This window comes from Hominiventricola filiformis (genome assembly GCF_020686965.1).
In the GTDB taxonomy this organism is placed as follows: Bacteria; Bacillota; Clostridia; order Lachnospirales; family Lachnospiraceae; genus Hominiventricola; species Hominiventricola filiformis.
Map to the genome: position 1 here is coordinate 158351 of NZ_JAJEPS010000004.1, position 25761 is coordinate 184111.

Here is a 25761-nt window from a genome sequence, read left to right on the forward strand (position 1 = left end):
CAGAGCAGCCGCTCATGTCCGCAATTTTTATTTAACGATCTCGCCGTATACTTCTCTGCCGCATCCAGCTGCGTTAGACTCGTCAGTGTCGATATGCATAGCCAGAGCAAATTTCGGGCTTACACGAACTACTACATCACCGAATACAAGGCTTCTTCCGTCAGTATCGATCTTAACAGATACAACTTCTTTGTCCTGTACACCAAGTTTCTCAGCGTCTTCCGGAGTAGCATGAATGTGACGTTTTGCTGCGATAACGCCCTCTTTCAGCTCAACCTCGCCGCACGGTCCTACCAGCTTACAGGCACCACTTCCAGCGATATCACCGGACTCACGAACCGGAGCTGCAATTCCAAGAGTACGTGCATCTGTCAGGGAGATCTCTACCTGGCTTGCGGAACGAACCGGTCCAAGAATGGAAGCGGTCATCTCTTTCTTCGGTCCAACGATGGTTACCTTCTCATTAGAAGCATACTGTCCCGGCTGAGAAAGGTCTTTTTTCTTGGTCAGCTGATAGCCTTTTCCGAAAAGGACCTCCAGGTCCTCCTGAGTTACATGTACGTGACGTGCAGATGTTTCAACAATAAATTTCATAATTTATTATCCTCCTGATAAATAGAATATTATATAATGGTAACGCTGTCTCTGGCAGCTTTACTAACCTGGTAATTTTTCAATCTCAGATACGAGAATGCAGTTTGGTGTCTCCACCTTTAACGGTTTGCCCCACATACTGAAGTATTTCTTCTCATAATTAATCTTGAAAATCGTCATGGTATTCGTCTCATGGTTCAGAGACATAATATGGCGGTTATCCGGGAAGAAATCTGCCGCTTTCGGATAATCTCCGCTGATAGGCAGAATGCAGATCTTCTCCAGCTTTCCGGTCTCCCTGTCAATCTTGAAGATACCAATGCTGTTGTCTCCTGCATTGGAGCAGAGCACATACTTCCAGTCTCTGGAAAAACGCAGTACACATGCCGCGCTTCCGCTGGAATGATAATCATTCAGCGTGGAAATGGTCTGTAGCAGTTCGAAAACCGGCCCTCTTGGACCATCTTTATAAGAATACACACTGATATAGTTTTTCAGTTCACAGATCAGATAGGCAAATCGTCCATCCGGGCTGAACTTGATAATGCGCGGAGCACTTTCCAGTTCGCAGCGGAGCATGTCTACCAGCGTGATCTTTCCGGTTTCATGGTTAAACTTGTAGATCTTCACCTGATCCACACCAAGATCCACCGCACACAGATATTTCTGATCCGGCGTAATGTTCACACAGTTTACATGTGGACGGAAATTCCGTTCTGCTACGCTTCCAAGTCCTTTATGGAAGATCTCATCTGTCATTTCTCCGATGGTGCCGTCCTCATTCAGGCGCATCACCGTGACTTTTCCGTCATGCCAGCCTCCAACGAACAGGAACTTATCCTGCTTGTCCGTCGACAGATAACATCCTCGCATGCCGCAGATGGATGCACTGTTCATCGGTTCAAGGTCTCCGTCTGGAAGAATCCGAAAAGAACGGACTCCTTCATCAGCAATGGAATACAGGTATTTCCCGTTGTGGGATTTTTTGATATAAGACGGATTATTGATAGGAACTACCTTTCGTTCCTTCGCCTGTCCGTTTTCCACATCCAGATCATAGATATAAATTCCCTTGCTGCTGCCATGCGTGTAGGTGCCTACATATGCCACATAATTTTTTTCTTCCATGATGGCTTTCCTCCATTTGGCAATTCTCTAAATCTGACAAAGGTTCTGCTCACAATCAATAAAATATTAACATATTTTTATTTTTTTGTTAAGCATTTTGGGATTATTTTTCAAAATAATTGTGCATAATATTCAACGTATGTTGAATTTCCTCATCTGTATGTGCATCGGAAATAAACATTGCCTCAAACTGGGAGGCTGCAATATACACACCGTTCTCAAGCATATAGCGGAAGTACTCTGCAAATTTCTTCGTATCAGAAGTTTTTGCACTGGTATAATCCACAACCGGCTGGTCAGTAAAGAACAGGCTTCCCAGAGAACCAACATGATTTACCTGATAAGGAAGCTGCAGATCTTTACACATCTTCTCCATCCCTCCGTAAAGCATCTCGCCCAAAGCATTGAGATGCGCATATACTTCCGGATGTCCGTTCAGATACTGAAGCTGCGCAAGACCTGCTGCCATAGCTACCGGGTTACCGCTCAATGTACCTGCCTGATATACCTTTCCTACCGGAGATACGACTTCCATCACTTCTTTACGTCCGCCGTATGCGCCGACCGGCATACCGCCACCAATGATCTTTCCGTAAGTAGTCAGATCAGACTGCACGTCAAAATACTCCTGCGCACCCGCTTTTGCCAGACGGAATCCGGTAATTACCTCATCAAAAATCAGAAGAGAACCGTTCTCTGTACAGAGTTTTCTTAAACCTTTCAGAAATCCTTCCTTCGGAGGAACCACACCCATATTAGCACCGACCGGCTCCACGATTACGGCTGCAATCTCTTTTCCCCAGCTATCAAACAGTTTCTCCACGCCTGCCAGATCATTGTAAACTGCCAGAAGTGTATCTTCCGTTGCACCTGCCGGAACTCCTGAACTGTCAGGAACTCCTGCAGTCATAACACCGGAACCTGCCTTTACCAGCATGGCATCACTGTGTCCGTGATAGCATCCTTCAAATTTGATAATCTTATTTCTTCCTGTATAGCCTCTTGCTGCACGGACAGCACTCATGACTGCCTCCGTACCGGAGTTTACCATACGCACCATCTCGATAGACGGTACCATATCGCAGATCAGACGGGCCATATCTACTTCTGCTTCCGTAGCTGCACCAAAGCTCAATCCCTTTTTGCATGCCTCTGCTACTTTCTCCAGTACCATCTCATTGGCATGTCCAAGAATCATCGGTCCCCAGGAACCTACATAATCCAGATAACGGTTGCCATCGGCATCTGTCATGTAAGCACCCTCTGCAGATGCAATAAATCTCGGTGTCATTCCTACAGAACCAAATGCACGAACCGGTGAATTAACACCACCCGGAATCATTTTCACTGCTTCTTTAAAAAGCTTTTCTGATCTTTCTGTCTTCATCTAGCCAATTCTCCCCTCATCCATAAAATGCGCGATTTCTTTTGCATAATAGGACATGTAAATATCCACGCCTGCGCGATATGCACATGCTGCCATTTCGCAGAGAATGGCCGCTTCATCCACATAACCAAGCTTTGCAGCTGCTTTTACCATGGCATATTCCCCGCTGACACTGTAAGCTGCCATCGGTACATCCGTCAGATCTTTGATCTCACGCACCATATCAAGATAAGACATTGCCGGTTTTACCATAATAATGTCTGCGCCCTCATCGATATCCAGCATTGCTTCCTTGATACCTTCTCTTCTGTTGTGATAATCCATCTGATAACTCTTCCGGTCTCCGAACGCCGGTGCACTACCTGCCGCATCACGGAACGGGCCATAAAAAGCAGACGCATATTTAACTGCATAGGACATGATCGGAGTGGTCACAAAACCATTCTTATCCAGGCCCTCACGAATGGCACGGATATGTCCGTCCATCATATCGGACGGAGCTACCATATCAGCTCCCGCCTGTACCTGGGACACTGCAATCTGTGCCAGTTTTTCCAGCGTCAGATCATTGTCCACATACTCTCCTTTCAGGATTCCACAATGTCCGTGGCTGGTATACTCACACATGCAGACATCACCTATGTAATACAGATCCGGAACTTCCTTCTTTGCCTTCTCCAGAGCTCTCTGAATGATACCGTCGCAGGCATAGGCACCGCTTCCCACTTCATCCTTGTGCTCCGGGATTCCGAACAGCATAACACTGCCAACTCCTGCATCTGCCAGTTCATTCAGTGCTTCCGGCATACGGTCCAGCGTATAACGAAACTGCCCTGGCATGGTCGGGATTTCTTCTTTTTTATTTTCCCCGTCCATCACAAACATAGGATATACCAGGGAACTTTTATCCATTCTGGTCTCCCTCACCATTTTTCTGAGTTTTGCTGACGTCCGAAGTCTTCTCGGTCTAATCGTCATATCCATCTTGAAAAACCTCTTTTCTTATCTTATCTGTCCATGTCTTTGCCAGATGATGGTCACTGCCTCCGGCATTGATTCCTATTACCAGATCGCCATTCACTGCCACTCCTGGAAATTGGAAATCACAGTGTTCTCTGTTGCTGCAGACATTTACCAGAATTTTTTTCTTCCGACATTCCTGCCAGATGGCTTCATTTACTTCTGCGCTGTCAGTCGCTGCCAGTACCATAAAAGCATCCTCCGGAATGCTGTCCGGCGCATATGCCTCCTGACTGTAGGAGAGCCTTCCTTCTTTCCACGCTTTCTGCACCGGTTCGGAAGCTTCCGGTGCAAAAACAGTCAAAGACGACGTAAAAGCCAGCAACGTTTCCACTCTCCGGGAAGCGATTCTGCCGGCTCCATACACCACAATCTTTTTATCTGAAATATCAAGAAACAAAGGAAATTTTCTGGCCATTACATTCTCTCCATGGCGATCTGTCTTTACTCCTCTTATTGTACCTCGCCGGTGATTATAATGTCAACCGCTGACAGCCGAAAAAAGAAAATGTATGATTTCTATAACATAAATTTCTCAATAATTTCCCTGACAGCTCCCTGATTATTATCAGCAAGCGTCACATAATCTGCTGCCGCTTTCACTTCCGGGCGTGCATTGGCTACTGCACAGCCTGTGCCTGCAGCTTTGATCATGGAAATATCATTATTCTCATCTCCTGCTGCCAGAGAATTCGCAATCGGAATCTCAAGCCGCTTGCAGAATGCTTTCAGTGCTTCCCCTTTTTCCACACCGGTGGGCAGAATCTCCAGGTACTCCCGGCAGCTGAAACACATGCTGATCTGCCCTTTTGTCCAGGCGTCATCTTTGCGGAACGCATCGATCTTTTCAAAATCATGAAGATCAATGGCAAGCATTTTGCAGGCTTCCTCGTGCATACCCTCATAAAGATCCGGAAGCACTTTCGGCATCATACCTGTTTTGTGAGTATAATGATGCAGACATTCCCCGTCTTCATCCGCAATGACATAATCTCCCTCATAGGTCTGAATGTAAAGTCCTGCTTTTCTTGCCTTCTGCACTGCAGTCCTCATTAGTGGAAGCGGAATCGTCTTCTGATACAGAATCTCTCCTGTCACTGCATCCAGCACCAGCCCGCCGTTAAATGCAATAATATATCGAAGGCCGATCCTCTCCAGATCCCATTTTTTCAAAAGACCTCTGGCACTGGCATATGGTCTTCCCGTCGTAATCACAATCTCATGTCCCGCCTTCGCGGCAGCTTCCATAGCCTCATAGTTTTCCTTCGGAATCTGAATCTCGTCATTCAGCGTTGTACCATCCATATCCAGAAACAGTGCTTTTCGTTCCATTTTTTATACTCTCCTACATGGGTTCTGCCGGAATAAATACCCGGTCATGTACCTGCTCTTCTTCATGCTTTTTCACAAGGCTCTTTGCATATTCCATAAAATACTGCTGTGCGCTGAGTGCCTGCTTCCCGCGGCGGTCCACTTTTTCATAAGTGCCGTCCGGTTTTTTCACCTGCGCCTTCAACGTATCTTTCAGCTGAATTTCCAACACATGCATGGCTTCTTTTTTCAGATGTTCATTCTCAATCGGGAACAGAATCTCCACACGGCGGTCAAGATTTCGCGGCATCCAGTCAGCACTGGACAGATAAACTTCCTCATTTCCGCCATTCAGGAAATAATAGATCCGACTGTGCTCCAGAAATGTTCCCACAATGGAGCGGACACTAATATTCTCACTAATGCCCGGAATCCCCACTTTCAGGCAGCAGATACCTCTGACAATAAGATCGATTTTCACCCCTGCTGCACTTGCCTCATAGAGCGCCGCAATGATCCCCTGATCGCAGAGTGAATTCATCTTTGCCACAATATGAGCGGATTTTCCATTTCTGGCATGCTCCGTCTCTCTGTGAATCATCATCAGGAACCGATCCCGAAGCCACAACGGAGCCAGTGACAGCTTATTCCATCCGGCAGGCTCCGAATAACCTGACAGCATATTAAATACTGCCGTTGCATCTTCCCCGATTGCTTCTGAGCAGGTGAGCAGTCCCATATCCGTGTAAAGCTTTGCTGTGGAATCATTATAGTTTCCGGTTCCCAGATGCACATATCTGCGAATGCCGTCCTCTTCCCTGCGCACCACCAGCGTAATCTTGCTGTGCGTTTTCAGGCCTACCAGTCCATAGATCACATGACAGCCTGCGCGCTCCAGCATCTTCGCCCATGCGATGTTATTTTCTTCATCAAACCGTGCTTTCAGTTCTACCAGCACTGATACCTGTTTACCATTCTCCGCCGCCTGAGCAAGTGCAGCAATAATCGGTGAGTTTCCACTGACACGGTACAATGTCTGTTTAATTGCAAGCACATCTTTATCTCTCGACGCCTGCTTTACAAAATCCACCACCGGATCAAACGTCTGATATGGATGGTGCATGAGAATATCCCCTTTACGGATTTCCTCAAAAATATCACTTTTTCCAGTCAGTTCCGGCACCGGCTGTGGGATATATTTCGGCTCTTTCTGTCCATTAAAGCCTTCCAGTCCGTACATCTTCATCAGGAACGTCAGATCCAGCGGACCTCCAATCCGATAGATTCCATCTTCCTTAACAGAAAACTCTTTTTTCAGAATCTTCAGAAGCCGTTTATCCACTTTTTCATCAATTTCCAGCCGGATGACTTCTCCCCACTGCCGCTTTCTCAGCTGTTTCTCAATTTCTTTCAGAAGATCGGATGCTTCATCTTCATCAATAGTCAGATCTGCATTTCGCATAATCCGGTATGCATGTACACAGAGAATGTCATAGCTCAAAAATAACTTCTGCATATTCCTGGATATCATTTCCTCCAGGAGAATCACGGAACGCTCTCCCTTCCTGCTCTCCGGAATCACGATAATACGCGGCAGCACTGCAGGCACCTGCACAGTAGCAAACTCCAGTTCTGCATCTTCCTCATTCTTTTTCTTCAGAAGTGCGCAGAGATTCAACGTTTTATTTACAATCAGAGGAAACGGTCTGGAAGAATCTACTGCCATGGGTGTCAGCACTGGGTACACATTTTCCATGAAATATTCATCCACATAACGCGCCTGCTCCTCTGTCAGATCATGATAGTCCTGAATCACCTGCAGACCGCACTGGCGAAGTCCCGGAAGCAGAGAACGCTGCCAGGTAGAATACTGTACGTTGACAAACTCATGCACACGGTCATGAATCGCATCAAGCTGCTCTCTCGCATTCATGCCGGCAATATCTTTCCCCTTATATTCTGCATTTACCATATCAAGCAGGGATGCCACGCGAACCATAAAGAATTCGTCCAGATTAGAAGCGGTAATGCTTAGGAATTTCAGGCGTTCAAAGAGTGGAATACTTTTATCTCTCGCTTCACTCAGGATACGCTCGTCAAATCCCAGCCAGCTCAATTCCCGGTTTTCATAATATTCTGGTCTGGTATATTCGTTTTTCATATTCCGCTCCTCCTACAAGAGTTTTTTTGCTTTCAGCACCGGACGAATACTGTATACTTCCTCAAAGAATTCCGCCTTTTCCCTGAACAGTGCCTGCTCAAGAGTCAGATCTTCTGCCGTATCCACCAGAATCTGCATGGTATGGCCACCCTTCATGCTCACTTTAATATCTTTAATCTTCTGCTTATGGCTTCTGTCAAGGGCATTGGCTACCCGCAGGATTGCCGTCAGCTTGGCAATAATCAGATATTCTTCTCTGTCCAGCAGAGATCCTGCTGCCAGTTCTTCATAGGACATGAACAGACTGCTGTTAAACCGAACCACATTGGCCACCATCTCACGTTCTGCATGAGAGAGGCCGATGATCTCCGTTGCCATAATAATATTGTAAGAACACGCAGAAGACTGTGCCATATTAATATACTTTCCGCAGTCATGAAGCAGTACCGCGATCTGAAGCAGCAGCCGTTCCCTTCTATCCAGTCCGTGAACCGACTTCATCTTGTCAAAAATAGTCAGTGCCAGATGTTCCATCATCTGCGCATGGCTTTTGTTCGTATGATAGCGCTTTGCAATATTACGCGCAGATTCAATGATATCGTTTTCAAAATTATGCTTCGGTTTTACAATCCGGCTGCGTTCCGCATAATCATAAGCAAGACCATCTCCCAGATCTGTGCCGACGATGATTACATTTTCCGCACCGGTCTCATCCATCAGCCTTTTATACATCACCAGCGTCGGAAGGAGAAGTGAACTGTTTTCCTGAGAAATTCCCATTTTTTCAGCCATCACCTGCGATCCCTGATTCATGAAATCATCATAAAAGTTAAAAAATTCTGTTCTTGTAATACGACTGCTCTCAGAACTGCTGTGAATGTACTGATTCACATACTGAATATAACTTCCCACCAACAGAATATTCTGGATATTCCGATCTTTCAGAAACAGTTTCCTATATGTGCGCAGTTCATTATTCAGAAGCTCTTCCATAACCGCCGTATAATGTACCGTACGCTCCGCCACGTCGGTCAGCCGTTCCCTGAGCCTTAAAGTACCCAGGCGGATATTCTGCGTAGTCACAAGATTTTCCTTATCAAACAGTGAGATCTGAATACTTCCGCCACCCACATCCACAATGGCCGTTCCCTGCTCGATAATATCCTGGAATTTTTCCTCATTGGATGCGATGGATTTATACCCGAGAAAACGCTGTTCAGAGTTGCTTAGAATCTCAAGCCGGATACCAGTCCGCAGGAAAATGCGATCAAGGAACACCAGTGTATTCCTTGTCTCTCTGATCGCGCTGGTCGCACAGGCACGGTAGTCTTCCACTCCGAATTCCTTCATCATCTGTTTAAAATCCAGCAGCACAGCACACAACTCATCTGTCAGCTCCGTGCTGATCTTGCCGGTTGCATAGGTATCTCTTCCAAGTTCCATCCGATGCCGCACATGGTTCAGCACCCGTATTCCGTTTCTTGCAGAAAGCTCATAGATTTTCAGATTTACTTCATAGCTTCCCACATCAATTGCGCCGAATATCCTGCAACCCATATCTGTTCCCCCGTCTTTTTCTTTACTGACGTCCTGTTGTTCCGAATCCGCCTCTGTCTTTTCCTGTGAGTTTTTCTGTCTCTTCAAATACAATCTGCGGCTGATGTTCCATAATGCGGAACTGGCAGATCCGGTCATTTACATGAATCTCGGTATCTCTCATAGCGAGTGCCGGAAAAAACCACTGGTCATTGTCTCCACAATAACTCTCATCAATCAGTCCGCAGCTATTGGTCTGCAGCAGTCCGAAATTTTTGAAAGTACTGCTTCGCGGAATCACATGTGCCTCATATCCTTTGGGAAGCTCCATGGCAATACCAAGTGGGATCAGTTTAAACTCACCCTGTTTCATGGTTATATCTTCTGCTGCGCGCAGGTCAATCCAGTCAGATTTTCCTGCGACATAAGTCAGCTTCTCGATTTTATCTGAAAAATACTTAATCTTAATTGTCTCCATTCTTCTGTTGCAACTCCTTCTATTATGCGTACAGCACCACTTTTCCAAGCTTTCTCGTCATCTGCACATCAATTACACGCTGGTTTTCGCTTCCTTTCCACGGAAGAGCATTGTCTTTTAACTCTTCTACAAAACGACCATCCACCAGAACATCCAGATATTGAATCAACTCCAATTTCTGAATCTGTTCCCACTGGTAACCGGTATAAAGCCATATGGTCTTATCCGGATATCTTGTTTTTATTTCACGGACAAAAGCGGTCAGTTCTTCTCTGTTGGTTTCAAAAAGTGGATCACCGCCACTGAATGTAATACCGCTTACATAATCTTTATCCAGTTCTTCGTAAATTTCCTGCTTCGCTGTCTCATCAAATATAAGACCTCCGTCGGGATCCCAGGTAATGGGATTCTGACAGTTTTTGCAGTGATGAGAACATCCGGCCAGCCACAAAACTACCCGAAGTCCATCTCCGTTCAACATATCATCCTTGGTAATATTATGATATCTCATCGTTTTTTCTGCCCCACTTATATGTCATAATTCTCCAAAATACATTTTCTGAGAAGTGTCAGCGCACGAATAACTGCCTGTTCACGGACAGCTGCACGGTCTCCTGCAAAATGATATTCTTCCACTTCAACATTTCCGTGTACACAGCAGCCGACATAGACAAGCCCCACCGGGTCACCGTTCTCCCCGCCATCCGGTCCTGCATAGCCGGTCACACTGACACAGGCATCGGATTCTGCCATAAAAGCTCCTCCCTTTGCCATCTCTTTTGCAGTCTGCTCACTTACTGCCGTATATTTTTTAAGTGTAGATTTCTTTACCCCGACCATTTTTCTCTTCGCACGGTCTGAATAAGTTACAAATCCCTGCCGGAATACCTCTGAGCATCCCGGTACATCTGTCAGACGCGCACTGATCATTCCGCCTGTGCAGGATTCTACCGTGGATACGGTCATCTGCTGTTCTTTTAACAGGTCCACTATAGTCTGTTCCAGAGATACACTTTTCTTGGTTGTATAAATACTGCTTCCGAAGCGGACCTTCAATTCTCGCACGGCAGCTTTCACCGTTTCTCTTGCATTCTCCCCGTCGGAAGAGATCTTTATCATCACTTCACCGAAAGCGCCCTCGAGATCGATCTTCGCTGCATCCTGTGCAGTCAGAAGATCACTGATCTTTTCTCTCACTTCCGGAATCTCTGCTCCGCAGAGCTTCACCTGTTTTACAAATCCGCTTTCGTTCTCCATCTCAAATTTCTCCTTCCAGAATCACCTGTTTGTTCTTCACCAGGTAGTCAATCAGGGACACAACCGTCAAAATCAATGCGATCCAGGTAAGCACCAGACCAATCATGTCGAACACACCACCCAGATTCAGAATCAATACAATGATCATGAGCATCTGAAAAGTTGTCTTAAATTTTCCCCAGTAGCTGGCCGCAATGACCACACCATTGTCAGAAGCCACCAGACGGAAACCGCTGATGATAAATTCCCTGCTGATGATAACAATCACCATCCATGCCGGAAGACGTCCCATCTCCACCAGACAGATCATAGCCGCACATACCAGAAGCTTATCCGCCAACGGATCCATGAATTTTCCAAAATCTGTAATCAGATTATATTTTCTTGCAATTTTTCCATCCAGAAGATCTGTAAGACTCGCAATAATAAATACAGCTACTGCCCACAGATCATAGCCATTCAGCATCAGTGCCACAAAAGGAATTACCAGGATCACCCGGAAAATCGTCAGTTTATTCGGCAGATTCATCGTCAATCTCTCCTATCAAATCATAATCATCCGCACCGGTCACTTTGACCTTTACAAAATCACCGGACATGAGTTCCTCCAGGGTCTGGACAAACAGATAACCGTCCACACCCGGAGCATCCTTATAAGTTCTTGCCACATAAGCATACTCATCCGCTACTTTTCCCTCAATCATACACCACAGGGATTTTCCAACCATATCCTCTGCTTTTTCAAAGGAAATCTCCTGCTGAAGCTCCATGATCTCGTCCCGGCGCTCTTCTTTGACTTCTTCCGGGATCTGATCCGGCATAGTGGCAGCCGGAGTGTCCTCCTCCGGAGAATAAGCAAATACACCCAGACGGTCGAATTCCATCTCATCCACGAATGCCATCAGCTCCTCATGGTCTTCCTGAGTTTCACCCGGGAAACCACTGATCAGCGTCGTACGAAGACAGATATCGGGAATCTCTTCTCTTAATTTTGCAACAATCGCTCTTAAATCTGCCTGGGAAGTTCTGCGGCCCATTCTCTTTAAGATCCTGTCGGAGGCATGCTGGATCGGAAGATCCAGATAATGACAGACTTTCGGCTCCTCCTTGATGGTCTGGATCAATTCATCATAAATCTCCTCCGGATAACAATACTGCACACGAATCCAGCGGATGCCTTTGATCTTGCAAAGTTCTTTCAGCAGCAGGTGCAGGCTTTTCTTTCCATATAAATCGGTTCCGTAGAGGGTTGTCTCCTGGGCTACCAGAATCAGTTCCTTCACACCCTGCTCTGCCAGTTCTTCTGCCTCCTTTACCAGACGCTCCATAGGGAAGCTCCGATAATTACCGCGCAGTTTTGGAATAATACAGTAGGTGCAGTGTTTGTCGCAGCCCTCTGCAATTTTCAGATGTGCATAATGTCCACCTGTAGTCAGTATTCTCTTTGCCGGAGTCAGCACCAGACGGTCAATATCCTCACATTTGAGCATATGCTCACCACCTATAGCCTGCTCAATGGCTTCCACGATGCTGTCATAGGTAGTGGTGCCGAGAACCGCATCTACTTCCGGTATCTCGTCAATGATCTCCTGCTTATAACGCTGAGCCAGACATCCGGTCACAATCAGTGCCTTACATTTTCCTGCTTTCCGATACTCTGCCATCTCCAAGATTGTGTTAACACTCTCTTCCTTAGCATCACCAATAAAACAACAGGTATTTACCACAATGACGTCAGCTTCCGTCTCATCATCGGTAAACGCATAACCTTTGTTTGAAAGCAGTCCCAGCATAACTTCAGAATCCACCAGATTCTTGTCACAGCCAAGAGATACAAATAAAATGTTCATCATAAATGATGTAGTCTCCTTTATCTTTATAGATTCCATAGTATTATAATACAGAAAGCCCCGGGAAAGCAATACCGCTTTCCCGGGGCCCTATTCTTTCCTGTTTTCTATCTCATAATAATGTTAAGCTACGTCTTCTTTTTCTGTATTCAGCACCGGAACTGCTTCATTACTGTGTGCATCCAGATTATTGATATATTTTCTGGTTTCTTTCATAATCACCGGAGACAGCAGGAGCACTGCCACCAGATTCGGAATCGCCATCAATGCATTCAGGATATCAGCAATAGTCCATACCAGATCCAACGCTACAACCGGAGCAATGGCAGCTACTACAATATAGAGAACACGATACGGAACCAATGCTTTTTTACCCAGGCAGTACTCTACACAGCGTTCTCCGTAATATGCCCAGCCAAGAACAGTGGAGTATGCGAAGAGAATAATTCCAAATACGAGAATCATCGGTCCTATGTACGGAATCTGATCAAAAGCCAGTGTCGTTAAAACACCTCCATTTTCCACTCTGGAAATATCAATATTTGAATTTTTCATAATACTGGTAACCAGTACCAGACCGGTCATGGCGCATACAACCACAGTATCCCAAAAAGTTCCGGTTGCGGATACCAGTGCCTGGCGCACCGGATTTCTCGTCTGTGCAGCTGCAGCTGCGATCGGGGCAGAACCCATACCGGACTCATTTGAAAACAATCCTCTCGCAACCCCATAATGCAGTGCCAGCATGATACCTCCGCCAGTCAGACCGCCTGCAGCTGCTCCCGGCTGGAATGCCAGCGTTACGATCGTCTTCAATGCAGGAAGAAGAAAATCTCCGTTGATACAAAGAATTACGAAACATCCAAGCACATAAAATAATGCCATGAACGGAACCAGCTTCTCACATACGCTGGAAATGGACTTGATTCCTCCAAAAATAACCAACGCTGTAAAGAATGCAACTGCACCTCCTACCAGCCATGTCGGAATGCCAAGATTCTCAGTACAAACAGTTGCGATGGCGTTGACCTGTGTCGCACATCCGATTCCAAAGGATGCAAAGGCTGCAAAGAATGCGAAAATCAGACCCAGCCATTTCATGTTCAGTCCTCTCTCCAGTGCATACATAGCGCCTCCCTGCATGCGTCCGTCAGAAGTTTTCACTCTGTATTTCACTGCAATCAGAGACTCTGCATATTTGGTAGCAATTCCAAATACACCAGTCAGCCAGCACCACAGTACCGCTCCCGGGCCGCCAAGGTAAATTGCAGTTCCCACACCAATGATATTTCCGGTTCCAATAGTGGAAGCCAACGCCGTTGCCAATGCTCCGAACTGACTGACCTCACCTTCTGCTTCTGTATCCTTTGTCACGGAAAGCTTGATTGCTGTTCCGATCTTCCGTTGAATACCTCCCGTACAGACTGTCATTACAATGTGTGTTCCCAACAATAAGATGATCATTGGCCATCCCCACACAAGTCCGTCCAGTTCATTGATGAAATTTACGATCATTTCCATTCTGCTTTCTCCTCCTTGTTCACGTGCTGTATTTTTGTACTATTGTATCATTGTATACAGTTTTATCAAGAATAATTTATTTTTTAACAAAATATACAGAATTTTTAAATGATTTCAAAAAGAACGCAGAAAATTTTTCTGCGTTCTTCTATGCGATCTATGATTTTCAGCATCTATTATCAGCCATTACAAAAATATGAAATGCTTAAGTCTGCATCTGCAGCCTGGCAATCAATTCCTTCGCCTTCTTCGCCAGATCATAATCATCAGACAGATCACTCCCAGCGTTCCTGCTACACCTGCAATTGTTCCATAGAGTTTTTGCTTATTGTTATAGAACCGTACCCACGCACTGGTAGACAAGGTGAATGTAATGCTCTGTGGTTCTGAAGTATTTCCTGCGCGGTCGGTTGCCGTTACAATGACTTTCTGAACCTTTGCATTTTCCTTCAGTGCATATTCCATTTTACCGGATGCCGCTTCAATAACTCCGTCATCTGCCAGGTACTCCACGCTGTCTATCACATCATTCTCATCTGCCCCATTGACTACCTGGATATTCAGTCGTTCCATTTCGTTATTATCGAAATAATTAACAAGAAGCGACATACTGGCTTCATTATAGAATCCGCCTTCTTCCACACCCGTCAAAGTTACAGTCGGGCCTTCCGTATCCTTGCAGAATTCAATCACTGACGCATATTCTTCTGATGCCGGATTTTCATTGGTCGTCGCATTTTCCAGTGTATCTTTTGAATATACGAGAACTTTATAAGTTCCATCTTCCTCGAAATTGGATGCATGAATCTGATATGCTGTCTGTTTCCAGTTACAGTCGTTTCCAGAGTCACCCTGCTGCTGTACACTGTAGTCTGTATCTTTTGTCAGCTGCGTTTCTTCTTCACTGTTTCTGGACACATCAATCCAGGAATCTGCCTGATTACTCAGGTTGTATTCTGTCAGTGTCAGTTCCTGAACCTCATTTGTATAATACTGTTCCAGCAAAGCAGATGTCTCTTCACCAAGTACATAGACAGAGCCATAACGGTTCAGTGAAAATGTAACGTAAGTCTCATCGCTGTTCGGATTTCCCGCCATATCCTGTACTCTCACGTTCAGTGTATAGACCGCATCATTTTCCGGCATCTGCTCCAGCTCCTTCAGCTGCCAGGTACTTCCATTCAATCCTCCGAAATCAGTCATCTCCTCTTCGGAATCCCATTTCATTCTTGACATGGTAACTGTCACACCAGTTGGATCAAAATTCGTATCATCGATAGTGATATACGGTGCAAACGCACTGTCGCTTTTACCGTAAGCTGTCATATCTTCCACATCATGGAATGTAATCACCGGTGCTGTCTGGTCAATGACAAACTCTTCGCAGTCTATCGGAAGTGATACATTTCCCGCCATATCCGTGACGGTACCGGCAAAACTGTAGATTCCGTCCGCATGAAATGTTGCGGAAGAAGATTTTCCGGTGAATGTAAATGCCGGTGCTGCTCCGCCACCAGACGCATTTACGGTAATGTCTGCCTGTCCGCCAAAATTCACGTCATCAACCAAGAGAGTTGCTGTTCTTGCACTGTTGTAATACTTGCCATTTGCCGGATCATTCCGGTCAAATTCCAGAGTCAGTACCGGAGCGGTCTTATCAATCACGAAATCCTGCGGTGCTGTTCCGGAATAGCTGATACTTTCCGCACTCTGTCCCAGCAGATCTTCTCCTGAAATATCAAGTGTATACTCGCCATCCACATGATAAGTAATCTCCGCTGTCCACTTATCATCGTCACCATTGGCATCGCTGCCTTTACTGTAGCTCCAGCTGCTGATATTCGAAGACTGTGTGGAAATATCAATCAGATCAGAACTGAAATTACGCTCCGTCACCGTTACGGTTGCCACACGATCCGCTTTAAAATACCGTCCGTTCTGCGCATCATTGTTGTCGTATTCCACTTCAATGGTCGGCGCTGTCACATCAATTCCAAATGTATAGTTTCTGGTATTGGTATTTCCCGCATTATCCTTTGCATTCACCACAACACGGATATCATTATAGTTATGGCTGGATGCATTCACGGTAATTGTTCTGTCAATATTGAAGACTAACGAAGAATCCTCATAATTCTCATTCCATTTTGTAGTGGACTCTGGATTCAGTACCTGTCTGTCACCGGCTACTTCTGATCCGTTTATATACAGATGATACGTTACTTCACTCAGTCCGGAACTCTTAGAACCACCATACGGATCGGTTACCTTAATATGAAGCGGTACATCATCCTTAAAGAGAGAGGTTCCTTTTGTTCCACGCTCATCACTCTCAGAGGTTGCCACTACAGAGATGGTCGGAGCCAGTTCATCCATGGTCGGCGGTGTCACATCCAGATAAATTTTATTGGTCTTTGCAAGGAAACTCATATTTCCTGCACGGTCAGTCATACTGATACCGGAAATTCTGAAAATCTGTTCTCCACTGACACTGTTCTCTCTGTTCTGCTGATAAGAGAAACCATTTCCTTTTATCTCTACTGCCTCTTTTACTTCATCATTTTCCAGCCGATCCGTAGTGTATGCAATCTGTACCGGGCTGAAGTCGTCTGATGTAATCTGAATATATGCCTCTTTTTCTGTCCGATACGGCGCTGCCTGATCCACCGCACCATCCTGTACCTGAATCTGATAGTATGTCTCTTTTCCGTTTCCTACGGTAAGAGTTCCTGTCGGCTTTGTTTTATCAACTATAATGTAGCAGCTGGCATTTCCTTCCATATCTTCATTGATGCCGCTTCCCTTTTTCATGACCAGGGCATTTCCGGCTTTATCATTTCCATAGACCGCATAGCGGAACACTCCTTCCATACTTTCACCGTCTGTATAGATATTGTTTCCGTTATTGTATGTATCACCAGTCAGTTTTTTGTAATCAGATATTGTAGCTGCAGAAGCATCATAAGCACCTGCCGCTGTCATTCCTTTATTAAGAAAAACCTTCCCTGCATCAAAGTTGGTATCTTCCACTACAACAGTAACCCGATAATCTCCGTTAAAATAATAACGTCCATCCTCCTGCTTCTTCTGATTGGTAACCGCTGCATCTGGAGTTACCTGGAAAGTAAAGACCGGTGGGGTTGTATCACGGATAATAGTATATGGTATGGCGTCTCCGTCTTTACCGGACACATTTTCCTTAAATCCGTCCATCGTCCCCGGAGTCTGCTCCCTGACACCCAGGGCATTTCCCGCACGGTCTGTTCCATAAATGCAAATATCATATCTTCCATCTACTTTATTGATTTCATAAATCGTCTTTTCACTGCTGATATTCTCCACCGTTCCCTGTCCGTCTTTCCGGCATATCGTAAACAGCTTCGTAAAATCAATGCCACAGGAATTATCACCGTATTGATCTGTTACTGCAATTTCTGCTGTAACATCTTTGCTGTAGTAGTACTCAGTGCCATATCCATTCGGATCGGCTTTGGAAGTATAAGTAATCACAGCAACCGGTGCGACTGTATCCACGACTCTTGCATAAGAGAGGTTGACCGTTCCATTTTCTGCTTCTGCCCCATCCCACATTTCGTGTTCATATCCATTTTCAGCCAGAACCAGCGGATTTCCCGCAATGTCCGTTCCTGCTGCTTTAAGATCGGAATATCGGCCGTCTGCTTCCATTGTAAATGTGATTTGTCCGGATTCTGCAGTCCGTAAATCCCCTTCCACATCATTTCCGTCTTTTTTCATGGAAGTCTGCCAGATCTCCGTGGAATCAGACGGTAAGTTTTCGTCTTCAATTGTAATTACAGTCGTAATTGTTTTATTAATATAATAATCGATTCCATCGTACGGACTGCCATCCTGTTCTCCATTCAGATTTTCACTGGTTACGATCCGAGTAACTACCGGGCTCACCTTGTCCATCACCATAGATGCACCTTCATAATCCAATTGATTTCCTGCCAGATCCTGATAATGACTCTCTACGATGTAAACATCATTTTCTTCTGTCCCATTGATTCCCGTCAGATTTACGATCGCTTTATGAAGTTCTCCGTCATGTTCCCATGTCACCGTATATCCTTCTGTGATCTGCTGACCGTTCTTTTTGACCACGATACTGGAATCATTATCAAGATCTGGATCAAAATTCTTCTCCTGAATGGTAAACTGCATCTGATGTGCAGTCGCCTTCTGCCCATAGTATATATTTCCATCTGTACCTATATGGGTATATCCATCATAGGAAGCATCTACAAGCTTCGGAGTCTCATTATCAAAGTTCAGAATCCAGTCGGATTTTACGGTTTCATTTCCGCAGAAATCAACTGCTGTTACCGTCAGAATATAGTTGCCATTCAAAGGCTGTCCCTGGTCATCATTTTGAAGGACAATCTGATCTTTTGCCTTTGTTCTGGATGCTTTTACAACATCCATCGTAAGAGGCATGAAGGCTTCCGCATCTTCTGCTGTCAGGACAATATCTCCTGATGTTCCATCTTTATTCTGTCTGCTCAGACTGTAAGTCAGTGACTGAATTCCGGAATATGAATACGGTTCTGTCCCGTCTTCTTTGGCATCTTCTGCCGTAATATTCAGGGTATGTGCATTTCTCGGCGCATCAAAATCACAGCCCTGATCCTGGCAGGTCACAGTAACCGTCGGTGCTGTATTTTCCAGAATCAGCAGATAGAACGGTCCTCCAAAGCTGTTGTTTGCCACTTTGTCAGCTGCCTGAATATAAAGAAATCCGGACGTCGGAACGGTCACTGTTATTTTATAGTTTTCTCCATCCTGTGATACTGTGGCGGATTTTTTCCATGCAGAATCTGTTTCTGCCGGAAGTGTTCCGTCTTCTTTCATCGTCTTGTTGTCTCCGATAAAATAACGGATCGAATCTGCATCTACACCACTGCCATCTGTATCTTTGATAATAATGGTAAACTCTGTACTATCTTTTCCAAAATTGATCTTCTTAATCTCATCAATCTGGTAAGTCGACTCATCCCCATCACACTGTAATTCAATGGTATAGGGACCATAATACCATACGGTATTGTCTTCTTTTGTCTGCTTTACATAATACGTCTTGCCGGACTCTGTTATGAGACTGTCCGTATACTGCACATACTGATCTGTCAGCAGCTGATAGCCCTCATCAACCGTTAAGGGAAGTCCTGCTTCGTTATACCAGTAGGCTTCATCTGTTCCTTTTGTACCTGCAGAAAGAAGAATACCGCTTACTTCATCATCCGTAAGGGCAAACGTCTGATCTTCTTTTGTCTGAGTCATATCATAATCAGAAGTCTCTGGTGCCTTCGGTGCAATCTCTGCAGTTATCTTCAGATCATTTGCAGCGAAAACATCGGCATCCAGCACATAATTAGCACTGTCCGTTCCTTCCAGTTCGAAACTGTCCTTCAGGCTGTTCAGTGATACCGTATTGCTGCCCAGCTTATTCTCTTCATAAGAAAGGCTGCTCCAGGGTGCATCATCTCCGACCTTCAGAGACACTTCCTCGTCATCGACAATCCCCTCAAGAGAAAATGCATTTTCAATTGCGGTGATATTATCTGTTGTCAGTGCTGTTGTTCCATCGCTGACTTTTGTTACAATTGGTCCCCCTGCCGTACCTTCCGTAACCTTTACCTGCAGTTTTGCCGGATGTATGGTCAGCGCCTTCTCGGAACTTCCAGCGGACTTAAAGTAACCATTTCCATCTGTGGATACTTTTACTTTAAAAGCGCCTACTTCACGTGCAGTTAGCTTTCCTTCTTTCGTTACTTCAGCTATTTCCGTCCCATCTGTCTCCTCAAAATGAAGCGGAGGCATTTTGTCTTCACTGACTGTTTCATCACCAGACTTTACAGTTGCCGTCAACTGTGCTTCTTTTCCATAGGTAACATTGATATCATCGACAGAAATTTCTGTAATTTCTGCTTTTTTTAGGATAATCTGAACACTGTCTTCTTTATCACCGGCTTTTGCAGTAACGGTTACCGTCTCTTCGTCATCCGCCAGTTCATGAAATGTCAGTTCTCCAGTGGATGAATTTATTGAAGCGGTACTTCCCTCATTGACTGACCATGTGATCATTGGATCATTACAGTATTCTTCATCCGGTTTAAGAGCTGCTGTAAATTGCACACTGTCTGTAAATGCCGGATAAAATTCTGCTTCTGCTGGCTGTTCAATTGTAATGGAGGCTACATCTTTGGTCACTTTTACTGCACACTCGGCTGTTTTTCCTTCCTGTGTAGTAACCGTGACAGTCGCAGATCCTGTTTCCTCTTCTGTCTGTTCCTCCTGCTCTTCAGCACGGGTAATCATACTCCAATTCTCAACAGAAACCAGATTTGACATTAACACAGCCGTGCATATCAGTGCCAGAATTCTCTTATGCATTTTCTTCTCCTCCTTAGATTTTTTCCTCTGTATGAATCACCATAATATTTTTAGTGAGAGTAAAGCAGTTTTCTCTTTTCATCATTACTTCTGTCGCTTTCTCTATCTTCCGAATGCTTTCATTTCTGGCTCTTCCTGAACTCATCTTCCATGCATCTTTAATATGAAGGGTAAAGAAAAACAAAATCGCAAGTATTACTCCAAATATCGTGATAACCAGACATATATAAAACCCGGCGTTATATGTCTGTATTCGTTCCATTCCCATATGTTTCCTCCTTAAGCACCGTATGCCATGGCCGTCATATCTCTGGCTCCTTTCACCTGGTTTCTGATTTCTTCCATCAGTTTCTGGTCTTCCTCATCCAGGTTATTTTCTGTTTCAATCTGCGCTGTTCCCTGTTCAATCCGATCAAGCAATTGCTCTATCTCTGCTTTTTCAATACCGCCCTGCGCTTTGAACTTATTGATCTGGGATTTGATCTCTCCTGCTGTATATCGGTAAATACCAAGGGCAATATAATATCCTGCATTTGTCACAAGATCATCCTGTACCAGTCCATTAAGGTCTGTCCAATATTCTGTATAGGTATATTCCGAGTTCACCTTCTTTGTCAGTTCTCCATGAGACTTTGCAATTGTCCAAAGACTTTCCGCCGTTCCTCTTTTTTCTTTTGAGAGGGTTGTACTGTCAGCTGCATACTTCAGCCATTCCAGAGAAAGACTCTTTCCATTATCTGTACAATAGAGATAATAATTTACACCAAGATCATAAGCGAACTCATCAAATTCTTTTTCATTTCGCTTCTGAAAATAACTCTGAGCCGGATTTCCTTCCAGCATCTGTCCCAGAAGCGTCTGCATTGCCTGTATTTCCTTTATATCAATCCGGTTATCCTGAATGATCGTGTCCAGCAGATGCCTGTATGCTTCACTTCTGGCCGGTGCCACCTGAATGGCCTGTTTATAAATCTCTGTCTTTTCTGAAAGTTCCTGCTCCTTGTCGTCTTCCGCCACCGCATCACCCTGTGAGATATAATAGTCGTAGCTGGATCTGGTCTCATTGGAGACAGCTATTTTAAATCCGGTCATACCGGAAATTCCGAATACTGCCATCAGAACCGCGCCAAAAAACAGTCCTAAATTTCTGCTTCTTTTTCTCTGGGCTGTTCTTCCGATCTCTTCTACATGATCCAGATCAAATTTCAGCTCCGCACAGGACTGATAACGTTCTTCCGGGTTTTGTCTGGTACATTTCTGAATAATCTTTTCCAGACCTTCTGAAAGTTTCGGATTGATTTTTCTGACTGGTTTCATATATGGTTCACTGCTCGGGTGCTTTCCTGTCACCAGATGATAAAGAGTTGCTCCAAGGCAGTAAATATCTGTCCTGGCATCCGTTCTTCCATGTCCTCCATACTGTTCCGGTGCTGCATATCCTCTTGTACCAAGACAAGTGGTTGCATCTCCCGATTCATCATATTTATATTCTTTCGCCGTACCGAAATCCAGCAGCATCACCACTCCGTCCGGTCTCAGTACTACATTGGATGGTTTCATATCTCTGTAAATAATCGGCGGATTGCAGCTGTGAAGATACAGCAATACATCACAGAGCTGTTTTGCCAAGTCAATCACCTGTATTTCCGACACGCTCCCATGTTCCAGTACCTTCTCCAGTGAATTTCCTTCCACGAAATCCATAACGATTACAAATGTATCATCAATATCAATCACGTCGATAATACTTGGCAGATGTGGATTATTGAGATGCTTCATGATCTCCACCTCTGTCAGGAGACTCTGCTCTACAACCTGATCCTGATTTACACCGCTCTTTCTGACTTCTTTTACCGCCCAGTTTTTATTTGCCCGTTCATTACGCGCCAAATAGACGGTGCTCATTCCGCCCCGTCCGACAACACTCAGTATTCGATATTTTCCACCCAGTAAATCACCAATCTTCAGCATGTATACACTCCCTCATCTTACCTGCAGACCTGTATCCAGATCGAAGTGATATTATCCTTTTCTCCCCGCTGCTTGCAAAGTTCCGTTAACCCCTCAAGCCGCTTTCTCATGAGATCTTCATGATACGAAGACGGTAATCGCATGCCTTCTGCAATTTCTCCTGTACTGATTACGTGCCGGAAACCATCACTGCAGATCAGGAACCCCTGTTCCGGTGCCAACTCTCCCTGTATGAAATCCGGTGCCAGATAATTACCTGCCCCCACACACTGCAGCAGCATATTTCTTTTCGGATCTTTTATTGCTTCCTCCAGAGTCATTCTTCCATAATCCATCTCCTGCTGAATATAGGTCTGATCTTTCGTAATCTGCTGCAAAACTCCTGTTTTTTTGTAAACCCGGCAATCTCCAATATGAAATACATAATATCGTTTTTCGCAAAAAAGAACTGCTTCTACTGTCGTTCCCAACGATAAACCACGTGTTTTTCCATACGCAGTCAATTTTCGATGAGTTTCAGATACCAGCTTTGACCAGCTCTCTTTTAAAACATCCGCAGTAAATCTCTGGTTCAAAAGAACCGGGTACTGATATTGAAACCAGGCGGAAAATGCTTTGATCATTTCTGCGCTGGCAATCTCTCCTTTTTGCAAACCGCCAAGCCCGTCACATAAAACCGCCAGCAATGTCGTTCCTGTTGCTGTATTCGCTTCCTGGATTAACAGCGAATCTTGATTACTCTTTTTTTGTGTTCCAATATCTGTGTAAAAAGCAGATAAATACCTCATAAAATCCCCCTGTCAAATTAGTCCCAACATCCGACAGCCTACGCCCAGAAATACGCAGATTGCCAGAGGGACCTCCTTTTTGCATAATATTCCCCATACCGCTGCCATCAGAAAAGTCAAAAACAATAGCTCCCAGATTTTTTCGCACCCCACGTAAAATCCCACCACTGTCAGTAATTTCACATCCCCGGCACCGATTCCTCTGCGGAATACAATATAAAAAATCAGCATACTTCCGCCTGCCAGTAATGCCCCTTTTACCGACGAGTTCCACTCTCCTGTCATCCCTCTGCTGTAAATCCCCCATAGAAACAGACAGATGACCAAAGAGTTTGGAATCCTGCGATGTTTCAAATCTTCTACTGCAATCCAACCCAGCAGTAAAAGAAAAATAATGTTATTCACACTTTGCACTTTCCCCCGTTCTTTTGCGCCACAGTTAATTTCATTGTTGTTTGGAAAATTTTGGCCGATATGGCCGAATTTTGACTTGCGTTGTTATTATGACTGACTTTAGCATAAAGCTTCTGTTTTTGCAACTACTTTTCGACTGTTTATAAAACTTTTAGATTTGCATAAAAAAACTGTCCGAAAGAATGTATCTTCCGAACAGTTTCGCTTTTATTTTTCCATGGATAAGAGAATTCGGTCATTATCCAGATCTTTTCCTGCCTTGCTGTGGAATTTTTCCAGAAGATCGTTCACCGTCATATTGGCACGCTCTTCGCCTTCCACATCCAGTACGATTTTTCCATCGTCCATCATCAGCGTCCGATTCCCCATCGTCAATGCCTGATGCATATTGTGGGTTACCATCAGGCAAGTAGTATTATTTTTCTCAATAATTTCCTGAGTCAGCTTCAGCACTTTATCTGCAGTTGCAGGGTCAAGAGCTGCGGTATGCTCATCCAGAAGTAAGAGATCTGGCGGTACCATGGTTGCCATAAGAAGCGTCAGTGCCTGACGCTGTCCTCCAGAAAGAAGGCCTACTGGATTTTTCATCCGGTCTTCCAGTCCCATATGTAGAAGGGATAACTGTTCCCGGAAAAACTCTTTATCCTTTTTGGAGATCCGGCTAAAGGGAGCGGTTCCCTTAGAAGCTCTTAAATAGGCCAGTGCCAGATTTTCCTCAATCGTCATATGGGGAGCCGTTCCGCGAAGCGGATCCTGGAACAGGCGGCCAATGACACGGCTTCTCTTATATTCCGGGATAAACGTGATGTCCTGTCCATCCAGAGTGATAGAACCTTCATCCACATAGAATACACCTGCAATGGCATTCATCATAGTGGATTTTCCGGCTCCGTTGGAACCGATGATCGTTGCAAAATCACCTGGTTTTAAATGAAGGGATAATCCCTGCAGCGCACATTTTTCATTCACCGTGCCCGGATTGAAGGTCTTTTTGATATTTTCCAGTTTTAACATATCAGTTGCCTCCCTTTCTGGACGCGGATGCGCTCATTTTCCGTTTCTGAAATGCGGCTCCCTCTTTCAGTGCCGGTCCGGCAATGGCCAGTGCTACCACGATAGCGGTCACCAGTTTCAGACACTCAATCGGTACGATGCCGGTCTTTAAAATGACTGCATAAATAAAACGATATACAATACTTCCCACGATGGCTGCGATCACATTTCTTCCCATGGATCTGCGGCCAATGAGAGTCTCACCAATAATCAGGCAGGCAAGACCAATGACTACAATTCCCGTTCCGCCGTTAATATCTGCGGACTTCTGATACTGCCCTACAACAGCTCCGGACAGAGCAGTCAATGCATTGGAAATGCAAAGGCCAATGGTAATAGTAAATACCGGATTCACAGATGAGGCACGCACCATATCCGCGTTATCTCCGGTTGCCCGGATACTCAGTCCGATACGGGTTCCCAGAAACCATACCAGAAAAACTCCGGCTGCAATTGTGATTCCGGCAGCAAGAAGAAGCTTATACCAGCTTCCTCCAATTCCCGTGTTCTTCAGAAGCGTAAATAAAGTATCCTGTTTCAGAAGACTCACATTGGAACTCCAGCCCATGACCATCAGGTTCACCGTATAAAGTCCTGTGTTAGTTACGATTCCTGCGAGAATCGACGGAACTCCCAGTCTAGTCTGCAAAAATGCGGTGACAAAACCGGCACAGCTTCCGGCAGCCATTGCTGCCAGAATAGCCAGAAACGGATGTCCTGCTGCCGCTACTGTTACCGACACAGCTGCTCCCAGTACAAATCCGCTGTCTGTCGTCAAATCTGCAATATCCAGAATCCGGTAGCTTAAAAACAGGGCCATGGCTACCAGTGCGTACATAAAGCCCAGCTCCAGGGCTGTCTGAATCACATAAATCATA

21 protein-coding genes are annotated in these 25761 nt (G+C 45.0%); all 21 read right to left on the bottom strand.

What is annotated here, in order from left to right:
- Window positions 1–27 precede the first annotated feature (27 nt).
- Window positions 28–594: a PduL/EutD family phosphate acyltransferase gene (locus LKD36_RS06130; RefSeq protein WP_118769458.1), complete on the bottom strand. Its 567-nt coding sequence runs from the start codon at window positions 592–594 to the stop codon at window positions 28–30.
- Window positions 595–657: 63 nt separating this feature from the next.
- Entirely contained in the window at window positions 658–1722 is a 1065-nt protein-coding gene (locus LKD36_RS06135) for a lactonase family protein (protein ID WP_118769457.1), read from the bottom strand.
- Between the two features lie 103 nt (window positions 1723–1825).
- The gene (gene hemL, locus LKD36_RS06140; RefSeq protein ID WP_308459084.1) at window positions 1826–3109 is read right to left on the bottom strand and encodes a glutamate-1-semialdehyde 2,1-aminomutase; all 1284 of its coding nucleotides are present in this window, start codon (window positions 3107–3109) and stop codon (window positions 1826–1828) included.
- Window positions 3110–4093 (bottom strand): porphobilinogen synthase, encoded by a 984-nt coding sequence (gene hemB / locus LKD36_RS06145; protein ID WP_308459085.1) that lies wholly within the window; start codon window positions 4091–4093, stop codon window positions 3110–3112.
- Window positions 4077–4547 (bottom strand): precorrin-2 dehydrogenase/sirohydrochlorin ferrochelatase family protein, encoded by a 471-nt coding sequence (locus LKD36_RS06150; protein WP_308459086.1) that lies wholly within the window; start codon window positions 4545–4547, stop codon window positions 4077–4079. Before LKD36_RS06150 ends, hemB begins: the two co-directional genes overlap by 17 nt.
- Before the next feature lie 101 nt (window positions 4548–4648).
- Window positions 4649–5461, bottom strand: a complete 813-nt coding sequence (locus LKD36_RS06155; protein WP_118769453.1) for a Cof-type HAD-IIB family hydrolase — start codon at window positions 5459–5461, stop codon at window positions 4649–4651.
- A gap of 13 nt (window positions 5462–5474) precedes the next feature.
- Entirely contained in the window at window positions 5475–7601 is a 2127-nt protein-coding gene (locus LKD36_RS06160; protein ID WP_308459087.1) for an RNA degradosome polyphosphate kinase, read from the bottom strand.
- Between the two features lie 12 nt (window positions 7602–7613).
- The gene (locus tag LKD36_RS06165) at window positions 7614–9158 is read right to left on the bottom strand and encodes a Ppx/GppA phosphatase family protein (RefSeq protein WP_308459088.1); all 1545 of its coding nucleotides are present in this window, start codon (window positions 9156–9158) and stop codon (window positions 7614–7616) included.
- A 22-nt stretch (window positions 9159–9180) separates the two neighbouring features.
- A complete protein-coding gene (locus LKD36_RS06170; RefSeq protein WP_118769450.1) occupies window positions 9181–9615 on the bottom strand; it encodes a dUTP diphosphatase in 435 nt (144 codons plus the stop codon).
- Between the two features lie 22 nt (window positions 9616–9637).
- Complete coding sequence (gene nrdG, locus LKD36_RS06175; protein ID WP_308459089.1) at window positions 9638–10126, bottom strand: anaerobic ribonucleoside-triphosphate reductase activating protein; 489 nt, start codon at window positions 10124–10126, stop codon at window positions 9638–9640.
- Between the two features lie 17 nt (window positions 10127–10143).
- Window positions 10144–10872: a CinA family protein gene (locus tag LKD36_RS06180; RefSeq protein ID WP_118769448.1), complete on the bottom strand. Its 729-nt coding sequence runs from the start codon at window positions 10870–10872 to the stop codon at window positions 10144–10146.
- Window position 10873: 1 nt separating this feature from the next.
- The gene (gene pgsA, locus LKD36_RS06185; protein ID WP_118769447.1) at window positions 10874–11401 is read right to left on the bottom strand and encodes a CDP-diacylglycerol--glycerol-3-phosphate 3-phosphatidyltransferase; all 528 of its coding nucleotides are present in this window, start codon (window positions 11399–11401) and stop codon (window positions 10874–10876) included.
- Window positions 11385–12722 (bottom strand): 30S ribosomal protein S12 methylthiotransferase RimO, encoded by a 1338-nt coding sequence (rimO, locus tag LKD36_RS06190; RefSeq protein ID WP_308459128.1) that lies wholly within the window; start codon window positions 12720–12722, stop codon window positions 11385–11387. The genes pgsA and rimO overlap by 17 nt, the downstream gene beginning before the upstream one ends.
- A 123-nt stretch (window positions 12723–12845) precedes the next feature.
- Entirely contained in the window at window positions 12846–14243 is a 1398-nt protein-coding gene (locus LKD36_RS06195; protein ID WP_308459090.1) for an alanine/glycine:cation symporter family protein, read from the bottom strand.
- Between the two features lie 231 nt (window positions 14244–14474).
- Window positions 14475–20657 (bottom strand): hypothetical protein, encoded by a 6183-nt coding sequence (locus tag LKD36_RS06200; protein ID WP_308459091.1) that lies wholly within the window; start codon window positions 20655–20657, stop codon window positions 14475–14477.
- A gap of 13 nt (window positions 20658–20670) precedes the next feature.
- Window positions 20671–20925, bottom strand: a complete 255-nt coding sequence (locus LKD36_RS06205; RefSeq protein WP_308459092.1) for a hypothetical protein — start codon at window positions 20923–20925, stop codon at window positions 20671–20673.
- An 11-nt stretch (window positions 20926–20936) separates the two neighbouring features.
- Window positions 20937–22628: a serine/threonine protein kinase gene (locus tag LKD36_RS06210; protein ID WP_308459093.1), complete on the bottom strand. Its 1692-nt coding sequence runs from the start codon at window positions 22626–22628 to the stop codon at window positions 20937–20939.
- A 17-nt stretch (window positions 22629–22645) separates the two neighbouring features.
- Window positions 22646–23416 (bottom strand): PP2C family protein-serine/threonine phosphatase, encoded by a 771-nt coding sequence (locus LKD36_RS06215; protein WP_308459094.1) that lies wholly within the window; start codon window positions 23414–23416, stop codon window positions 22646–22648.
- Window positions 23417–23428: 12 nt separating this feature from the next.
- Entirely contained in the window at window positions 23429–23821 is a 393-nt protein-coding gene (locus LKD36_RS06220) for an A24 family peptidase (protein WP_308459095.1), read from the bottom strand.
- 216 nt (window positions 23822–24037) lie between these two features.
- Window positions 24038–24844: an ABC transporter ATP-binding protein gene (locus LKD36_RS06225; RefSeq protein ID WP_118769440.1), complete on the bottom strand. Its 807-nt coding sequence runs from the start codon at window positions 24842–24844 to the stop codon at window positions 24038–24040.
- A gap of 1 nt (window position 24845) precedes the next feature.
- Complete coding sequence (locus LKD36_RS06230) at window positions 24846–25760, bottom strand: ABC transporter permease (RefSeq protein WP_118769439.1); 915 nt, start codon at window positions 25758–25760, stop codon at window positions 24846–24848.
- Window position 25761 lies beyond the last annotated feature (1 nt).